Origin of the sequence: Defluviitoga sp., from assembly GCF_035349255.1 — a bacterium.
GTDB lineage: Bacteria > Thermotogota > Thermotogae > Petrotogales > Petrotogaceae > Defluviitoga.
This window is the reverse complement of sequence record NZ_DAOPSE010000012.1, coordinates 1-16906: the sequence shown is the minus strand read 5'-3', so window position 1 is coordinate 16906 and position 16906 is coordinate 1. Positions and strand designations below refer to the sequence as shown.

The following is a 16906-nucleotide window of genomic DNA, read 5'->3' as shown; positions in this document are numbered from 1 at the left end:
TAATGTATAAGGTAACATTGATCCCTGGAGATGGAATTGGTCCAGAAATAACTCAAGTTGTTGTAGAAATATTTGACAAATTAAAAGCACCAATATCCTGGGAAATAGTTGAGGCTGGTGCTGGAGCTATAAAAAAGTATGGTACACCTTTGCCTGAAACTGTTTTGGAATCTATAAAAAGAAACAAAGTTGCTTTAAAAGGGCCTATCACGACACCTGTGGGCGAAGGTTTCCGAAGTGTAAATGTCACTCTTAGAGAAAAATTAGACTTGTATGCCAATCTTAGACCGGTTAAAAGTTTACCCGAAATTAATGACAAATTTGAAAACATTGATTTAGTGATAATTAGGGAAAATACTGAGTGTTTATATAAGGGAATTGAATATAAAATTGATGAAGATACTGCATGCGCTGTTCGAGTAGTTACTAAGAAGGCTAGTGAAAGGATAGCTCGATTTGCCTTTGATTATGCACGTAATCATAACCGCAGAAAGGTCACAGCTGTACACAAAGCGAATATTCAAAAAATAACAGACGGGTTATTTTTGCAATGTATTAGAGAAGTTTCAGAGTATTTTCCAGACATAGAATACGAGGAGAAAATTGTTGATAATATGAGCATGCAACTTGTTTTAAATCCAGAAAAGTTTGATGTGATCGTTTGTCCGAATTTATATGGAGATATTTTATCTGATCTTGCCGCGGGACTTATAGGTGGATTAGGATTAGCTCCAGGAGCGAATATTGGTGAAGAGATAGCTGTCTTTGAAGCGGTTCATGGTTCAGCACCTGATATTACTGGTAAAGGAATTGCTAATCCTATAGCCCTATTGCGTTCATCAGTCATGCTTTTAGAGTATTTGAAAGAAGAAAATTTTGCCAAAAAATTAGAACTAGCCATTGAAAATGCTGTAGCCGATAAAAATATTCTTACTCCTGATTTAAATGGCTATGGAACAACTGAATCATTAAAAAATAAGATTATCAGTTTATTAAAAATTTAATAAACGGTTGGTGATTTTTTTGAAGGAGAAGGTATCTAGAATAGTAATAAAAGTAGGAAGTAGTTCTTTAAGCGATGAAAACGGAATAGATGAAGAAAAAATTCGAAACATTGTTGAACAAGTAAGCACATTAAAAAATTTAGATAAAGAAATAGTTATTGTTTCGTCAGGGGCGATTGCTGCTGGTATGGCTGAGTTAGGTTATAAAAAGAAACCAACTTCTATTATCGAAAAGCAGGCATGTGCAGCTGTAGGTCAAGGACTGTTAATATCGACCTACAATAAGTATTTTAATGAAAAAAAATTAAAATGTGCCCTAATATTATTAACTGGAGAAGATTTCGCTAACAGGCGACGATATCTTAACTCTTATAACACAATTAATCAACTTTTAAAGTTTAATTTGGTTCCAATTATCAATGAAAATGATACAACCGCTACTTTAGAAATTAAATTTGGAGATAACGATATTCTATCTGCCCAAGTTGCAAGTTTAATCGAAGCTGACTTACTTATTATACTTTCTGATGTACCAGGTTTGTTAAAGGATTTAAACGATCCTAATTCAATAATTAGAGTCGTGGAAGAAGTCAATTTAGAGATTAAAAATTTAGTCAATAACAAGATTGGAAAACTAGGAACTGGCGGAATGAACTCAAAGATAGAAGCAGCAAAAATTTCGCTAAGTGCTGGAATACCGATGATTATTGCTCCTAGTTATGATAATAATGTAATTCAAAGATCAATAGAAAGCCTGATTTCTATGAGTTATAGTGTTGGGACTACATTTCTTCCAAAAGGGAAAAAATTGAGTAAAAGAAAAAGATGGATAAACTTTAGTTTAAAGCCCAAAGGTGAAATAATAATAGATGAAGGAGCAGAATTAGCTCTTTTAAGTGGTAAAAGTCTACTTGCTGTTGGAATCAATGAAGTAAATGGAAGTTTTACTGCTGGGGATTTAGTGAAGATTCTCAATAAAGATAAAGCAATTTTAGGAAAAGGTTTAGTAAACTATTCCTCTAATGAAATAAAAGTGATGATAGGGAAAAAAACTGAGGAGATTCATTTATTCAACGAAAAAATTGGACCTGAAGAGATAATTCACAGGGATAATATGGTGATTGAAAAAGAATTTTGAAATATAATGGAAAATAATAAGCAAAAAATAAAAGCACCTATCTTTTTACATAGGACAAGTGCTTTTTTGTTGATGGAGGCAACGGAGGGATTTGAACCCTCGAATAGCGATTTTGCAGACCGCCGCCTTAGGCCCCTTGGCTACGTTGCCATTGTTATATATAATACTGGCGGGGACGACGGGACTCGAACCCGCGGCCACCGGTGTGACAGACCGGCATGATTACCAACTTCACCACGTCCCCATTTTGCTCACATGTATATTTTACCAAAAAAAAATGCTTTTGTCTACTCTTGTGTAGAATCTTTCATGTTTTGTTCATTTATATTTCTTTCGACTCATGATTTTCTTGCACTTGATTTTCTTCTATGTTCGAATTATCATTATAATTAGTTGTGTCACTATTTTCTTCATTTTCTTGAGCTTTTTCTTTTTCTTCTTCTTTATTTGTTGATTCAAATTCTTCAATTTTGACCTTTTCTTTAATAAATTTAGCAACCTTAATTCGTAATTCATTCCACACCAATTCTTCAAAGATTTGTGGATTGGAATTAACTATTTCTAAAGCCCTTCCATAAGGAAGTCCGTACATATTTCCGAAATTTTTTATGGCTTGATTAAGTTCTTCTTCTGTTACTATAATATTATTTTCGTCTGCAATATGTTCTATCGTAATTATCTCTTTTATCCATTTTAGAGCTGATTTTTCAATATCTTCTCTGAATTTCTCTTCGTCATTATTAAACTTTTCTAATTCATTTTCATAAGTGCCTCTTCTTTTAAGATCATTTATGGTCCTTTCAACGTAATAATTTAAAGTTTCTGGAGATATTTCTATTTCTACATAGTTTGGAAGTTCAGATAAAATATAGTTGATAATAAATTGTTCTTCCCACTCCTGAACAGCTTCTTCCCCTTCTTTTCTGATTTTTTCCTTTAATTCGGAAAGTGTTTCAACTTCAATATTAAGTTCTTTAACAAAATTATCGTTTAACTCGGGAATTTTTCTGGAATAAATTTGAACAATTTTAATTTTTTGGATAAGTTCTTCCCCGTCCTCAGTTTCTTCTGCTTCTATCAATAGTTCAAATTCTTCACCGTTGAATTTTCCAATCAAAGCCTTTGTTAGAGGTCTTGGGTCTTCTTCTCTTACTACTACTTCGTATTCCATTTCTTCTTCAATTATTGTATCTTCACTATCTACAACGGAATATAAAAATCTAACAAAGTCACCATATTCAATTGGCCCATTTTTTGGTTCTAAAATAACATTACTTTCCAAAAGTTCATTAAGTCTTTGATTTATGTATTCTTCTACTATATCTTTTGAATTCGGTACCTTCACAACCATATCTTCGAAGTTTGTTTTGCTTATTTTTGGATAGGTATGCAATATTACCTCGAATTCAATAACATCATCCTCTATAGAACTTGATTCTATAATCACAGGAAATAGAATCTTTTCTTCTTCGGATAATTTATGTTCTAATTCATGTTCGGCTTCTTCTAAAAGCATTTCTTGAAATTCTGATCCTAAACGAAGTTTAATAATCTCCCTTGGTACTTTACCTTTTCTAAATCCTTCGAAGGTATAATTATTATTAATATACTGGGCAATTCGATTTTCCATTTTTTCAATTTCTTCTTTATAGAACTTTACTAAATATTTTTTAACGTTTTTGTCTTGATAAAGTAATGTTTTTTCCATTTTATGCCTCCTTGAATTAATAAAGAACGTTATAATTCTAGTAATTAATATCAATAGTAAATTAATATTAAAATCAATAAAAAATGTTCTCGAAGTATTATACAATTTATAGAAGCAAATTTGGTTAATTTTAGGTCAAATTTTATTTTTCATCTGTAAATGTTTAAATATATCTTTTATTTTAGTTAGAATTATTTTCTAAATAATTTATGTAAAGTATTCATTATTTAAGGTTAATTATGTTAGAATATCTTCTGAAAAGCATTTTTAAAAGTAAATCTTTACTTTTTACAATCTAGCGATAAAAACTGTTTTATGAGGTGAACATTTTGCCAACTCAATATGTGCTAAATAATCTATCTATCTTATGTGGTGAAAAAGACGAAATATACACTTACATAGCCGAAAGGTTAAAAGAAGATAAGCTATGGATAGTAACTTTAAATGCATTGATGTATATGGAGTATCTGAAAATGAATGAATATTCTGAAGCGTTAAAAATGTCCACGTTTTCTATTCCTGATGGGGTAGGGATAGTTAAGTTATTAAAAAAGAAAGGGATTGAAACTGAACGATGCCCAGGTTTTGATACAATGGAATTTTTACTGCATTTGTCTAAAGAAAGAAATTACAATATATATTTATTAGGATCTAAGGAAGAAGTAGTTAAAAAAGCTTCTGACAATATTATAAAAGATTTTGGAACCTCAATAGTTGGTTATCATCATGGATACTTTGATTGGAGTCTAGAAGAAGAAGTTGTAAAAGATATAAATGAAAAAAATACTGATCTTCTTTTCGTAGGAATGGGCATTCCAAAGCAAGAAATTTTTATTAAGAGAAATATAGAAAAAATTAATGCAAGGTTATTAATGGGAGTGGGAGGAAGTTTTGATGTTCTTGCCGGTGAAGTAAAAAGGGCTCCTCAATTTTATCAAAAACTCGGGTTAGAGTGGTTGTATAGAATGATAAAAGAACCGCATCGGATAAAAAAGATTCCTGATTTAATAAAGTTTTATTTAAGAATATTTCAAAATAAAGATTAAATAGTTTATCAATAGCAAAATTATCCCCTCATTAAAGAGGAAAGATGGTTTTTTATTTTCATTTTCACAATTTGATTCAAAAATAAACAATTTTGTAAAATGTAAAATACTAGCAAATTTGATATAATCAATGGTATAATATTTCAATAGGATGCGTTCAATTCGTTCTACTTAAATTTGTGATTTTTATATAATTTTTAAGTGTCTTCTTCGACTCTTATCGATCAAAAAAATGAAGGAGGATTTTTTCATGGCAAAACATACACCAAAATGGTTAAAAAATTGTGTGATTTATGAAGTATTCATAAGAAATTATTCCAATGTTGGATGTTTTAATGATGTTTATAATGATATTGAGAGGATAAAGGCTTTGGGTGTTGATATTATTTGGTTTATGCCATTTTATCCTGTGGGAAAGGTGGAAAGAAAAGGTACTCATGGAAGTCCGTATTCTATCAAAAATTATGAAGAAATTTCGCCTGAATATGGAGATAAAGACTCTTTCAGAGAATTAATACAAAAGGCGCACTCTCATGATCTTAAAATAATGATTGACATTGTTTTTAATCATACATCCATGGATTCAGATTTATTAGAAAAACACCCTGAATGGTTTTTAAAGGATAAAAACGGTGATTTTACTAGAAAAGTTGGTGAATGGAATGATATATACGATCTAGATTACAACAATAAAGAATTATGGGATTACTTAATAGATGTTCTTGAAATGTGGGTGGATCTTGGAGTCGATGGTTTCAGGTGTGATGTAGCTCCTTTAGTTCCTTTGGAATTTTGGGAAAAAGCTAGAGAATATCTATCACAAAAGAAAGAGTTAGTTTGGTTAGCTGAAAGTTTAGATCTTAACTTTTTAAATAGTTTAAGAAGCAAGGGTTATAATGTTTCATGTGATGCCGAACTCCACAGAGTATTTGATATAACTTATGACTATGATGGTTATGATTATTTAAAAGATTATTTTAGGGGAGAAAAGGGTTTAGATTATTATTTAAATCAACTCTTTCTTCAACAAACTATGCTGCCTGTAAATTCAGTTAAAATGAGATTTTTAGAAAATCATGATAATCCTCGAATATCCTATGTGTTAAATGGTAAAAACAAAATTAAGAACTGGTCGGCTTTTTACTCTTTATTACCAGGAGCAACGCTTATATATGCTGGACAAGAATTGATGCTAGATAAGACTCCCAGCCTTTTTGAAAAAGATCCTGTAAAATGGAGTAGAGGCGATTATGAATTTATGAATTATTTTAAGAAAATTATAAACATATCTAAAGAAATAAAATCTCGATGTGATTTATTTTCTATTCGTGAATTATCTGAGGGAATTGTTGAATTAAGATGGAAGGGTCGCAGAAGAGAGTATCTGTCGATTTTAAATTTAGATGATAAATTTGGAGAAATACCTGTTGATTTAAAATTATACGCGTCAGATCTTTTAAGTGATCAAATAATACGAATTGACAAGAGTTTTAAAATAAGTAAGTCACCTCTTATCTTTAGATTAAAATGAACGTAAGGGAGGTGAGATTCGTTACAAAAAGCGACTTTAAGGAGGATATAAGATGAGTATCAAAGAAAAATTTATGAACGGACTAAGTAAAACTCGAAAAGCTTTATTTAACAACATAAAGACTATTTTTTCTGGAAGAACTTTAGACGAAGAAACATTAGAAGAACTTGAAGAAATACTCATAATGTCTGACATGGGTGTTGAAGTTGTTGATAAAATTTTAGAAGAATTAAAAGAAAGATATAACAAAGAAAAGTCAGATCAAAAAGATCCCTTAATCTTGCTGAGAAATATAATGGTTAGTCATTTAAATACAAGTCCATTAGTTTTAGATACTTCAATAAAGCCTTTAGTTATCTTAATAGTTGGAGTTAATGGAAGTGGAAAGACAACTACAGCTGCTAAATTAGCTAAAATTTATATAGAATATGGTAAAAATGTTGTATTAGTGGCTGCGGATACCTTTCGCGCAGCTGCTATAGAACAACTTAAAGAATGGGGAAACAAATTAAATACCACTGTTATAGCTCATCAAAAGGGATCGGATCCAGCTGCAGTAGTTTTTGATGCAATTAATCATGCTAAAGCCAAGAATAAAAATGTAATTATTATCGATACAGCAGGTAGGTTACATACAAAAAGTAATTTAATGGAAGAATTGAAAAAGATAAAAAGAGTTGTTCAGAGAGAAATCGAAGGTGCTCCCCAAGAGATATTACTTGTACTTGATGGTACCACAGGACAGAATGGAATTGTGCAGGCCAAGGCCTTTAAAGAAGCGATAGATATTACCGGAATTGTGATAACAAAATTAGATGGAACAGCGAAAGGGGGAATTGCATTCGCTATAAATCATGAATTGAATATACCGATAAAATTAGTAGGATTGGGTGAAAAAGAAGATGATTTACAAATTTTTGATCCAATTACCTATTGTAATGCTTTATTAGGAATCGAGGAATAAATATGGAGGATTTTATAAAAGATTTTGCTCAATGTCCAATTTGCGGTAAAGAGTTTTCGTACAATAAAGTTTCTTCCCCATCTATAAAGGTAAGTTCTTATGATTTAGATTTAAAGCCTGAATATAGAACGATTAATGTTTCTCTTTTTAGTGTGATAACTTGTCCTAATTGTTATTTTACTTTTCAAGAGAAAGACAAATCGGATATAATAAATTATGTTAATAATAATGAAAATTTTTCAAAAATTGTGCAATTTCTTGAATACATAGGAAAAACTTATAGTTCCAAAGTTGATAATTCATCAAATAAATCATCCGATTTTTATAGAGATCAGCTATTTTTAGCAGGAGAAATCTATTCTATACTAGGTCTTTCGTTAGAAGTAGTAAAAATTATGATAAAATTAAGTTGGTATTATCGAGAGAAAAACGATGAGGAAAAAGAGTTAGGTATTCTATATTATTGTGGGAAATTGTTGGAGAGAGAATATCAGAACATTTTAAACGAGGATGATTTTATTTTTGCTTTATTTTATTTAGGGTATATTAACTATCGACTAGATCGAAAAAAAGAAGCGGCAAAATATTTAGATTATCTATTAAAAAAATATAAAAGTTCCTCAAATCCATATTTGAAAGCTGCAAAAAATCTGAGGGGTGAGCTAAGGTGAAGAAAGTTGGTATAGAGTTTTTGTTACTAGTAACTTTTGTGATAGTTTTTGTTTTTTCTGGATGTACTTTTTTTCAACCACAACAACAACCCACTTCTTCTCTGCCGAGTGAAGAATTGGAAGCTATAAAGAACCAATTATATGCCATAGAATATCGTCTGGCTCAAATGGAAAGTCAAGTTATCAATTTGTCCGACAAAATTTATCAAACTTCAATGAATTATAGTTATGATAATGAAATGGTAAAAAGTTTAAAAGATCAGTATACTTATGTTGAGAAAAGGATAGTGACATTAGAAAATTATTTGTATGAAGGAAGAAGTTATGAAGATATTGATAGACTACTGGATTTAGATGTAAGGGTGAAAAAACTAGAAGACGCAAGTAATTTAAGTATCTTTTATACAAGTGATAATTATGATTCTTCTGGAATAGAAGCAAGAATTTTAAAACTAGAAAATCAAATAAATGAATTAGAAAATCTTCTTGTCAATATTCCAAAAATGGATCAAAAGTTAGTTTTGGATAACATAAACGAATTGAATGAAAAAGTTAATTACTTAGAGAAAAGTTTTAAAAATTCGGATTTTTATTTTTTACAAAATGGGAATGTAAAAGAGCTTATTGAAAATGAAATTAAAGAAGCAGATCTAGAAGGATTTGTGGAAAGTATCGTTGATTATAAAACAGAAGAAGCAGTTTCAAAATTATATTATCAAAATCAGTCAGAGAATATTTTAAAAGTTAAATTACTCGAAGATAAAGTTATGAATTTAGAAAATCAAATTAGTGGTTTAAATAATGAATTGCAAAAAGCATTAATTCAACCTCCTAATTCTCTAAATGAAGTATATATAGGTCAAATACAAGATTTAAATTCAAAGATAAATGATCTATATTATAATCTCGGAGAAAAAGAAGTAACTCAACTATTAGGTAGTTCCAGTGAAATTAAATATGTTGTTAAGTCGGGAGATACTCTGATAAGCATCTCTAACGCCTTTAACCTTGGTAATAAGGGTGTTCAAATTATCATGCAAGCAAATAATTTACAATCCACAAATATAAGAGTAGGACAAGAACTTAAAATCCCAGTAGGGAACGTTGAAGAACTAATAAGATGGCCATTTGAAAAAACCAAACCATCCGATTATGATAGAATTGTTATTAGATTTGGTGAAAGAAATGTTAATGGTGTTTCTAGTGGTATTGGAGTTCTTGTACAAGATGAACAAATTTATTCAATTTTGCCTGGCAGGGTAATTGAATCAGGAAAACTAACAAACAATAATTATTATTTAAAAATTGACCATGGTAATGGAATTGTAACTGTTACCAGTAACCTAAAAACTCTTTATGTTTCTCAAAATTCTTGGGTTGATATAACGAAATCATTGGGAAATGGGAAAAACGGTGATATTGTTAATATTGAATTATGGAAAAATGGTGAACCAAAGGATCCTTTAAGACTTTTCTATAAGAAAATTGGAGATTTTAAAGCTACCTACTACACAGAATGGGACGATAAAATAGTTTATTCTCCAACTTTCAGATTAACAAGATCCGGAGATAAACCTATTTCTTATCAGACGATTGCAGCAGATCCTAAAGTTTTACCATTAGGTACTGTAGTGTATATTCCTGAACTTTCTACTTTGCCAAATAATGGATATTTTATAGTTCAAGATACAGGATCGCAAATTGTTGGTAATAAAATTGATATTTATGTAAACGATGTCAGATTAGCTAATAAAACAGAAGAAAAGATTACGGTATACGTTGTTTCATATTCATCCTAATTAATAAGAGGAAAATGTTTAATAAAATTATGAGGTGGTTTAAAAATGGCTCTTACAGTTAAAAGTAGTTATGCCTTAAGAGCATTGTTTGAATTGGCGGTGTTAACTAAAGAAGAAGGAAAAGATAGAGTAACTATTGCTGAATTGGCAGAAAGGCAAAATATTCCAAAAGATTTTCTTGAGAAAATATTTAGTGAATTAAGGGAAGCAGGAATATTGAAATCAATAAGAGGAAAATATGGAGGATACGTTTTGGCTAAAGATCCTAAAGATCTTAGACTAAGTGAAATAGTTCAAGTGCTTGACAATCCTTTGCAATCTTACGATTGCATTACAGGAGAATGTAAATTGGAAATAAACTGTGCTGTAGAATTTGTATGGAAAAGGGTTCACAATGCGATGATTTTGGAATTGGATAAACTTACTCTGCAAGATATAATAGATTACGGTACTACTATTGCAAACTTAGAAAGAGCGAAAGCATTAGATGAGGAGAGTAAAGTAGAAGTTGACTGTGAATGAAAAAGTAGTTGTGTTAATGAGTGGTGGAGTTGATAGCTCAATAGCAGCTTATTTATTAAAAAAACAAAATTATAAGGTATATGGGCTTCATTTTAAAACTGTGAACGATATTATTTTTTCGGCGGGTCCGGAAAAACAAAAGGTTTGTTGTAGCTCTTCAGATACAACAGATGCATTAAAAATTGCAGAAAAGTTGAAATTAGATGATTTTCAAATTGTAGAAGTAAAAAGTGAATTTAAGGGAAAAATCATTGATTATTTTATACAAACTTACAAATCAGGTAAAACGCCAAATCCTTGTGTTCTGTGTAATAGGTATTTTAAGTTTGGTAAGTCTTTAGAAATATCCAAAAAAATTGGGGCAAAATATATATCAAGTGGTCACTACGTAATAAGAGAATATTCTGAAAAATATTCAGATGAGGTGTTGAAAAAAGGTGTGGATAGTTACAAAGATCAATCTTATTTTTTATCTTACGTAAAAAAAGAAGCCGTTCCTCATCTTTTATTTCCCCTTGGAAAATTGTACAAATCTGACATTAGGGAACTAGCTAGAGAGTTAGGATTAAGTATTGCGGACAAAAAAGAAAGTCAAGAACTTTGTTTTATACCTGACAATGACTATCGAGGTTTTTTAAGGGCTAATGGTATTCAAGTTGGAGAAGGTAAAGTTTTGGATTTAGAAGGAAATGAAATAGGGATTCATAGTGGATACATAAATTATACTATCGGGCAACGTTCTGGTATAAGGTATTACAAATCGCCCTGTGAGAAGCTTCATGTTTATAAAATTATTCCTGAGAAAAATATTTTAATAATGGCTCCAACTGAAAAACTTTATTCAAATGAACTTATTGCATCTAAAGTAAATTTTCTTATTGATTTTAAAACGTTTGAAGGTTTGTGTAGAGTAAGAAAAAAGAGTGAAGAAAAACCGGCTATTGTTACTAAAATTTCGGATGACGCCATAAGAGTTAGATTTAAAGAGCCAATTTTTGCCGTTACTCCAGGTCAATTTGCTACTATTTATGATGAAGAAGGTGTCGTTTTAGCATCAGGTATAATTACTAGCTCAACGTATATGGAGGACAATAACGATGGGTAAACGAGATGCTGCATATCCTGGAAGTTTTGATCCTATTACAAATGGACATGTTAACATTGTTGAAAGAGTTAGCGAAAGATTTAACAAAATATATGTTATCGTTATGAATAATCCTAACAAGAATTACCTGTTTTCCCTTTCCGAAAGGTTTGAGATGGTTAAACAAGATTTTGAACATTTGAAAAATGTTGTGGTAGATGTTTATGATGGTTTATTAGTAGACTATCTTAAAAAACACAAGATATATAATCTAATACGTGGCCTAAGGGCTGTTAGCGACTTTGAGTATGAGTTACAAATGGCACATGCAAATAAAACATTATTACCTGAACTAGAAGTCTTTTTTTTAATTGCTGACACAAAATATTCTTTTATATCTTCTTCGATGATTAAAGAAATTGCACAATACGGAGGAGACGTAAGTAAATGGGTTTCAAATTCAGTAGGCAATAAATTAAAAGAAAAATTGTTACAATAATAACAAAAATATTAGATTTTGTAATTGCAATTTCTTATTAGTTATGTTAGAATATCTAAGTATAAATTCTTCCAAAAGAAGTGAAAAATATAGGAGGTTGAGTCAATGGAAGTATCAATTGAAAAAATAAAAGCTTTAAGAAGTTCTACTGGCGCTGGTATACTTGACTGTAAGAGCGCTCTTGAAGAGGCCGGTGGAGATATTGATAAAGCTATTGAAATACTGAGAAAAAAAGGTGCTATTAAGGCTGCAAAAAGGGCTGATAGAGTAACTCCGGAAGGTATAGTATATTCATACATTCATCACAACGAAAAGATAGGCGTACTACTTTTGTTAGGATGTGAAACCGATTTTGTTGCTAGAACAGAAGAATTTCATGAACTAGCCAAAAAAATCTGTTTTCAAATCGCTTCAATGAATCCACAATGGATATCTAAAGAAGATGTTCCAGAAGATATAATAAATAAAGAAAAAGAAATATACTTAGAAGAACTTAAAGACTCAAATAAACCCGAAAATATAAAAGAACAAATAATTGAAAATAAGTTAGGAAAATTTTATGAAGACAACTGTTTATTGGAACAAGTGTATGTTTTTGGAGAAGGAGAAAAAATTAAAGATTTAGTCACAGAATTAGCTGCGAAAGTTGGAGAAAATATTACTGTAGCTAAATTTGCCAGATTTGCTGTTGGTGAATAAACTTAAAATCAAAAAGGACGGACATTTCCACACTTTTTGATTTTTGATTGTGGTTATTTACATTTTTTCGAAAGGAGCTTGTCTAATTTATGTATGAAAGAATTTTATTAAAATTAGGTGGAGAAGCTCTATCCGGGGAAGGGAAAAAAGGATTTGACGTTAATTTTTCAAACTATCTAGTGAATGAGTTAAAAAAAGTCGCGGATTTAAAAGTAAAAATTGGTATCGTAATTGGTGCCGGTAATGTATTCAGAGGTAAAGAACTAGAAGATTTTAAAGTAAAAATGGCCGATCAGTTAGGCATGCTTGGAACAGTTATGAATTCTATTTATTTGAAACATGTATTAGAAAAAAATGGTTTAAATAGTGTTGTTTTTTCAAATATAGTCGATCTACCTTCTGTTATTCCTTTAAAATATGATTTGATCGATTTTTATTTAGAACAAGACTATATTGTAATTTTTTCTGGAGGCACTTCTAATCCCCTTTTTACTACTGATACAGCTGCAGCTTTGAGAGGGGTTGAAATGGATGCTGATGTGTTAATTAAAGCTACTAAAGTCAATGGGATATACAACAAAGATCCAAAAATATACACCGATTCATATAAACTAGATAAAATAACTTTCAATGATGCAATTAGTCAACAATTAAAAATTATGGACACTGAAGCATTTTCAATTTGTCAAAGAAATAAACTTCCAATAATAATTATTAATTTCTTTGATAAGGGAAGCCTACTAAAGGCTGTTAAAGGAGAAGAAATTGGAACTTTAGTTTATTCTGAAGAATAAAAATCTTTTATTAAAGCGGTTTCTAAAGGTTCTGAAAAACCTTAGATTTTGATTCAACAAATTTTATTTTAATGTTGGAGGTGTTTCTATTGTTCTATAGTTCCTACAATGATATTATTTTAGTGAAAGCTAGAGAGGTTTTAGATTCCAGAGGAAATCCTACAGTTCAAGGAGAAGTGCTTTTGTTATGTGGGACTAAAGCCACTGCCATCGTTCCGTCTGGGGCATCTACAGGTAAATTTGAAGCCTTAGAATTAAGGGATGGAGATCCTGAATACTTTCTTGGTAAAGGAGTTACTAAAGCTGTAAAGAATATTAACGAAATTATATCCCCTGAAATCACAGGATTAAATGCATATAATCAACTAAGAGTAGATAAAACCATGATAGAATTGGATGGTACCGAAAATAAACGAAACTTAGGAGCCAACGCTATCTTAGCGGTTTCAATGGCCGTAGCTCGAGCAGCTGCCAAATCTTTAGGAATTCCTCTTTTTAGATATATAGGAGGAGCAAACGCGAAGGTGTTACCCGTTCCTATGATGAATATCATTAACGGAGGAGAACACGCTGATAATAACTTAGATATCCAAGAGTTTATGATTATGCCTGCAGGCTTTTCTAATTTTAGAGACGCTTTGAGAGCAGGGGTAGAGATTTTTCAACATTTAAAACAATTGTTAAAGAAAGAAGGTCATATTACTTCTGTTGGAGATGAGGGAGGATTTGCCCCTAATCTTAATTCAAACGAGGAAGCAATTGAATATATAATTAGGGCAATTGAACTTGCGGGTTATAAACCTGGAGAACAAATTTTCATTGCCTTAGATGCGGCTGCCTCTGAATTCTATAACGAAGAAACAAAAAAATATTTTATAGATGGTAAAGAAATGACTGGAGATGAACTATCTGATTACTATATAAATTTGATAAATAAATATCCAGTAAAATCTTTGGAAGATCCATTTGATGAAGAAGATTGGGAAACCTACGCCAATTTTACCTCTAAGGTAAGAAATAAAATCCAAGTTGTTGGCGATGATTTATATGTAACTAATGTAAAAAGATTACAGAAAGGTATAGAGTTAAAAGCTACAAATTCTATTTTGATTAAGTTAAATCAAATAGGATCATTAACCGAAACTCTAGATGCTATCGAGCTTGCATACAAGAGTGGAATGACTGCAGTTGTTTCACATAGGTCAGGAGAAACCGAAGACACCTTCATAGCTGATTTATCCGTTGCAACTAATTCAGGTTTTATTAAAACTGGTTCACTTTCAAGAACAGATAGAATTGCAAAATACAATAGATTATTAAGAATTGAAGACCTTTTAGGTGACTTAGCAGAATTTAGAGGTTTAGAAGCTTTTTATTCAATTAAATAGTAAATTAATTTTGTTTACAAGTAAGCCAGCATCCTTTATTCTATCTGGCTTACTTTTTTTTGTTTATTTAAAATTGTGTAAAAAATAATATATTTTATTTAATACTTGAACGATAATTTTTTTATCATACAAAAAATTCAAATACACTAAAAAACTTTTATATATTCAACCTCAATTTCTTTAATACTCAATAAATCTTTCAACTCTGGTAGTTTATTTAAAAAATAATCTCTATTTCTTTCCACTTCGAAACTGACAAAATTTTTATCGTTTATTATTTTGATGTGGCAGTCAACAACACCAAATTTATTTGTCAATAAGATTATTGATAGTTCATAGTTCTTATCATTATTAGTTTTATTGTATTTCTTGTTATATCTACTTTCGATTTGCATAAATATTGGCAAGTTTAAAATAATCGTAAAAATTAAAGGAGTTTGTTCTTGGATCACTAAATTTTTTATAGTTAGATATGAGTCAATATTTTTAAACCGTCTATCTTTTTCAAAAGACGTAATTTCTTTATTTAAATCAATTTTTTTTCGAATTATTTCTTCATCTAACGTTTGTTGAATTTCTTTTTTCATACCCTCTAATTCGTTTGATGACATAAAAAAAACATCTTCCTGTTTAAAGAGAAAATATTTGATATAATTAGCTAGTTTATTTGAAGTTTCAACGGGAGAAGGAAAAGAGAATGTACTTGAATATATAGAATTTATTAATTTTTCCAAGACTTTTTTCACAAACAATCCTGATGAATTTAAATCTTCTTTATTAATTTTATTGTACAAAATATCATCAGTATTTTTTTCAAATTCGTGTATAAAATCATTTAACCATTTGATAATTCTTAGTTTTTGAGTATCTGTGATATTTTCATTGTATATTTTTAAAGTATCTCTATTACTCAATTGTAGAATCTTTAAATTTAGTTTTATTTCATTATTTAAAAATTGACCAAGAAGTTTCATCTGAACATTTGTCTTTGGACTATTAAAATTGTTAGTAAAATTTAATTTTACTTTAGTTCCGATTTTAATAATCTGCTCTCCATGATGCTCTAAAAAAAGGAGGGAATTTTTGTAATTAATTACTGCTAAATTATTTTTAATAAATATAATTTCTCCGATACTAGTTTTTACTCTATCGGGTTCATTTCCTTTATAAGGGCTTGGAAACAGTATTGATTGATCTGATTTTTCTACTAACAAATTAATAATTGGTTGGTGCATAATTCAATCTTGCTCCCTAAAATCGTCGAAAAGCTCTTTGTCTCGCGACTTTTTTACATAATTATATCTTTTAATTTTTGATGTGACAATTTTTTCTGAAGTTAATAATTTTTCTTTCATCATTAAATATCTTACTTTATCTGGAGTGGTAAAGTACCAACTACCAGTACTTGAAGAATATTCTGGTACATTGACTTTAAATTTCGTGCCTATTACTGCTCGAGATTCAATTTTTTCAAGAGCTCCGATTTTTTTAAAGTAGGTTATGGCGTTTTGAGTTCTTCCAACACTTAAGTTTAAATTATCGGCGATTTTTCTTACACTAGTATGGGTAATTGTATAGTCAAGACCTACACCATAACTTAAATTATATAAATAAAGATAAACTTTTGCAAAAGAAGAGGGGGTAAGTTGTAAAATATACATCAGCACTTTTTCGGGTATTTGAAGAAAAGGTCTAACAGGTCTATATTCAAATATATGTAAATTTGTATCTTTCTGTTGACTCATTTTTCTACACCTTTCTCCCACTCTTCTTTAGAAATGAGTTCTCCATTTTCTAATGTATATTCTATTAAATTATAATTTCTATCGAGAATAGCATGTAGATGAATACGGTTTGGACATTTTGCTCCAATATATTCTTTAATAATTAAAAACCCGTTATTATCATAATCATTAATCAAATCATAACCTTTTCTAAGATAACTTCTAAACAATTCTCCACATTTAGAACATTTCAAGTATATTACAATTGCATCCTTTTCGTTATAAAATACTTTGTTGCTTTCTGATTTAGTTTTAGGTTCTTTTTTCTTAAAAAA

17 protein-coding genes and 2 tRNA genes are annotated in these 16906 nt (G+C 30.0%); 13 read left to right on the top strand and 6 right to left on the bottom strand.

Features of this window, described 5'->3' with window-relative positions; all coding sequences use genetic code 11:
• Positions 1-2 precede the first annotated feature (2 nt).
• Positions 3-1004 (top strand): isocitrate/isopropylmalate dehydrogenase family protein, encoded by a 1002-nt coding sequence (locus PKN74_RS04540; RefSeq protein ID WP_472309053.1) that lies wholly within the window; start codon positions 3-5, stop codon positions 1002-1004.
• 19 nt (positions 1005-1023) lie between these two features.
• Complete coding sequence (proB, locus tag PKN74_RS04535; protein ID WP_472309051.1) at positions 1024-2142, top strand: glutamate 5-kinase; 1119 nt, start codon at positions 1024-1026, stop codon at positions 2140-2142.
• A 73-nt stretch (positions 2143-2215) separates the two neighbouring features.
• On the opposite strand, the gene PKN74_RS04530 is transcribed toward proB, so the two are convergent.
• The 3 genes from PKN74_RS04530 to PKN74_RS04520 form a co-directional block, all read right to left on the bottom strand.
• Positions 2216-2292, bottom strand: a tRNA-Cys gene (locus tag PKN74_RS04530).
• 17 nt (positions 2293-2309) lie between these two features.
• A tRNA-Asp gene (locus PKN74_RS04525) sits at positions 2310-2386 on the bottom strand.
• Positions 2387-2464: 78 nt separating this feature from the next.
• Positions 2465-3850 (bottom strand): trigger factor, encoded by a 1386-nt coding sequence (locus PKN74_RS04520; RefSeq protein ID WP_472309049.1) that lies wholly within the window; start codon positions 3848-3850, stop codon positions 2465-2467.
• Between the two features lie 329 nt (positions 3851-4179).
• Here PKN74_RS04520 and PKN74_RS04515 point away from each other — a divergent pair, with 329 nt between their 5' ends.
• From PKN74_RS04515 to eno, 11 genes are all read left to right on the top strand, one after another.
• Positions 4180-4896: a WecB/TagA/CpsF family glycosyltransferase gene (locus tag PKN74_RS04515; protein WP_472309047.1), complete on the top strand. Its 717-nt coding sequence runs from the start codon at positions 4180-4182 to the stop codon at positions 4894-4896.
• A 250-nt stretch (positions 4897-5146) separates the two neighbouring features.
• Complete coding sequence (locus PKN74_RS04510) at positions 5147-6427, top strand: alpha-amylase family glycosyl hydrolase (RefSeq protein WP_472309045.1); 1281 nt, start codon at positions 5147-5149, stop codon at positions 6425-6427.
• 52 nt (positions 6428-6479) lie between these two features.
• Positions 6480-7391, top strand: coding sequence for a signal recognition particle-docking protein FtsY (gene ftsY, locus PKN74_RS04505; protein WP_472309043.1), 912 nt, complete (start codon positions 6480-6482; stop codon positions 7389-7391).
• A gap of 2 nt (positions 7392-7393) precedes the next feature.
• Positions 7394-8062 carry a DUF2225 domain-containing protein gene (locus PKN74_RS04500; protein ID WP_472309041.1) on the top strand — a complete coding sequence of 223 codons (669 nt, stop codon included), beginning with the start codon at positions 7394-7396 and terminating at the stop codon, positions 8060-8062.
• Positions 8059-9861: a 3D domain-containing protein gene (locus PKN74_RS04495; protein WP_472309039.1), complete on the top strand. Its 1803-nt coding sequence runs from the start codon at positions 8059-8061 to the stop codon at positions 9859-9861. Before PKN74_RS04500 ends, PKN74_RS04495 begins: the two co-directional genes overlap by 4 nt.
• Before the next feature lie 45 nt (positions 9862-9906).
• Positions 9907-10383 (top strand): RrF2 family transcriptional regulator, encoded by a 477-nt coding sequence (locus PKN74_RS04490; protein WP_472309037.1) that lies wholly within the window; start codon positions 9907-9909, stop codon positions 10381-10383.
• Entirely contained in the window at positions 10376-11488 is a 1113-nt protein-coding gene (gene mnmA, locus PKN74_RS04485) for a tRNA 2-thiouridine(34) synthase MnmA (RefSeq protein WP_472309035.1), read from the top strand. Before PKN74_RS04490 ends, mnmA begins: the two co-directional genes overlap by 8 nt.
• A complete protein-coding gene (coaD, locus tag PKN74_RS04480; protein ID WP_472309033.1) occupies positions 11481-11966 on the top strand; it encodes a pantetheine-phosphate adenylyltransferase in 486 nt (161 codons plus the stop codon). Before mnmA ends, coaD begins: the two co-directional genes overlap by 8 nt.
• Positions 11967-12071: 105 nt before the next feature.
• The gene (tsf, locus tag PKN74_RS04475; protein ID WP_472309031.1) at positions 12072-12665 is read left to right on the top strand and encodes a translation elongation factor Ts; all 594 of its coding nucleotides are present in this window, start codon (positions 12072-12074) and stop codon (positions 12663-12665) included.
• Positions 12666-12754: 89 nt separating this feature from the next.
• Positions 12755-13459, top strand: coding sequence for a UMP kinase (gene pyrH, locus PKN74_RS04470; protein WP_472309029.1), 705 nt, complete (start codon positions 12755-12757; stop codon positions 13457-13459).
• 89 nt (positions 13460-13548) lie between these two features.
• The gene (gene eno, locus PKN74_RS04465) at positions 13549-14847 is read left to right on the top strand and encodes a phosphopyruvate hydratase (RefSeq protein ID WP_472309027.1); all 1299 of its coding nucleotides are present in this window, start codon (positions 13549-13551) and stop codon (positions 14845-14847) included.
• 146 nt (positions 14848-14993) lie between these two features.
• Here eno and PKN74_RS04460 read toward each other — a convergent pair whose 3' ends face one another.
• The 3 genes from PKN74_RS04460 to PKN74_RS04450 form a co-directional block, all read right to left on the bottom strand.
• Positions 14994-16082, bottom strand: a complete 1089-nt coding sequence (locus tag PKN74_RS04460; RefSeq protein WP_472309025.1) for a hypothetical protein — start codon at positions 16080-16082, stop codon at positions 14994-14996.
• A 3-nt stretch (positions 16083-16085) separates the two neighbouring features.
• Positions 16086-16592, bottom strand: a complete 507-nt coding sequence (locus PKN74_RS04455; protein ID WP_472309023.1) for a hypothetical protein — start codon at positions 16590-16592, stop codon at positions 16086-16088.
• On the bottom strand, positions 16589-16906 hold a 318-nt coding region (locus PKN74_RS04450), incomplete at its 5' end, for a hypothetical protein (protein WP_472309021.1). The genes PKN74_RS04455 and PKN74_RS04450, both read right to left, overlap by 4 nt.

Coding starts and splice junctions, on each gene's coding strand:
- PKN74_RS04540 (WP_472309053.1), top strand. CDS start 3: ATGTATAAGGTAACATTGATCCCTGGAGATGGAATTGGTCCAGAAATA.
- PKN74_RS04520 (WP_472309049.1), bottom strand. CDS start 3,850: ATGGAAAAAACATTACTTTATCAAGACAAAAACGTTAAAAAATATTTA.
- PKN74_RS04510 (WP_472309045.1), top strand. CDS start 5,147: ATGGCAAAACATACACCAAAATGGTTAAAAAATTGTGTGATTTATGAA.
- ftsY (WP_472309043.1), top strand. CDS start 6,480: ATGAGTATCAAAGAAAAATTTATGAACGGACTAAGTAAAACTCGAAAA.
- PKN74_RS04500 (WP_472309041.1), top strand. CDS start 7,394: ATGGAGGATTTTATAAAAGATTTTGCTCAATGTCCAATTTGCGGTAAA.
- PKN74_RS04490 (WP_472309037.1), top strand. CDS start 9,907: ATGGCTCTTACAGTTAAAAGTAGTTATGCCTTAAGAGCATTGTTTGAA.
- coaD (WP_472309033.1), top strand. CDS start 11,481: ATGGGTAAACGAGATGCTGCATATCCTGGAAGTTTTGATCCTATTACA.
- tsf (WP_472309031.1), top strand. CDS start 12,072: ATGGAAGTATCAATTGAAAAAATAAAAGCTTTAAGAAGTTCTACTGGC.
- pyrH (WP_472309029.1), top strand. CDS start 12,755: ATGTATGAAAGAATTTTATTAAAATTAGGTGGAGAAGCTCTATCCGGG.
- PKN74_RS04460 (WP_472309025.1), bottom strand. CDS start 16,082: ATGCACCAACCAATTATTAATTTGTTAGTAGAAAAATCAGATCAATCA.
- PKN74_RS04455 (WP_472309023.1), bottom strand. CDS start 16,592: ATGAGTCAACAGAAAGATACAAATTTACATATATTTGAATATAGACCT.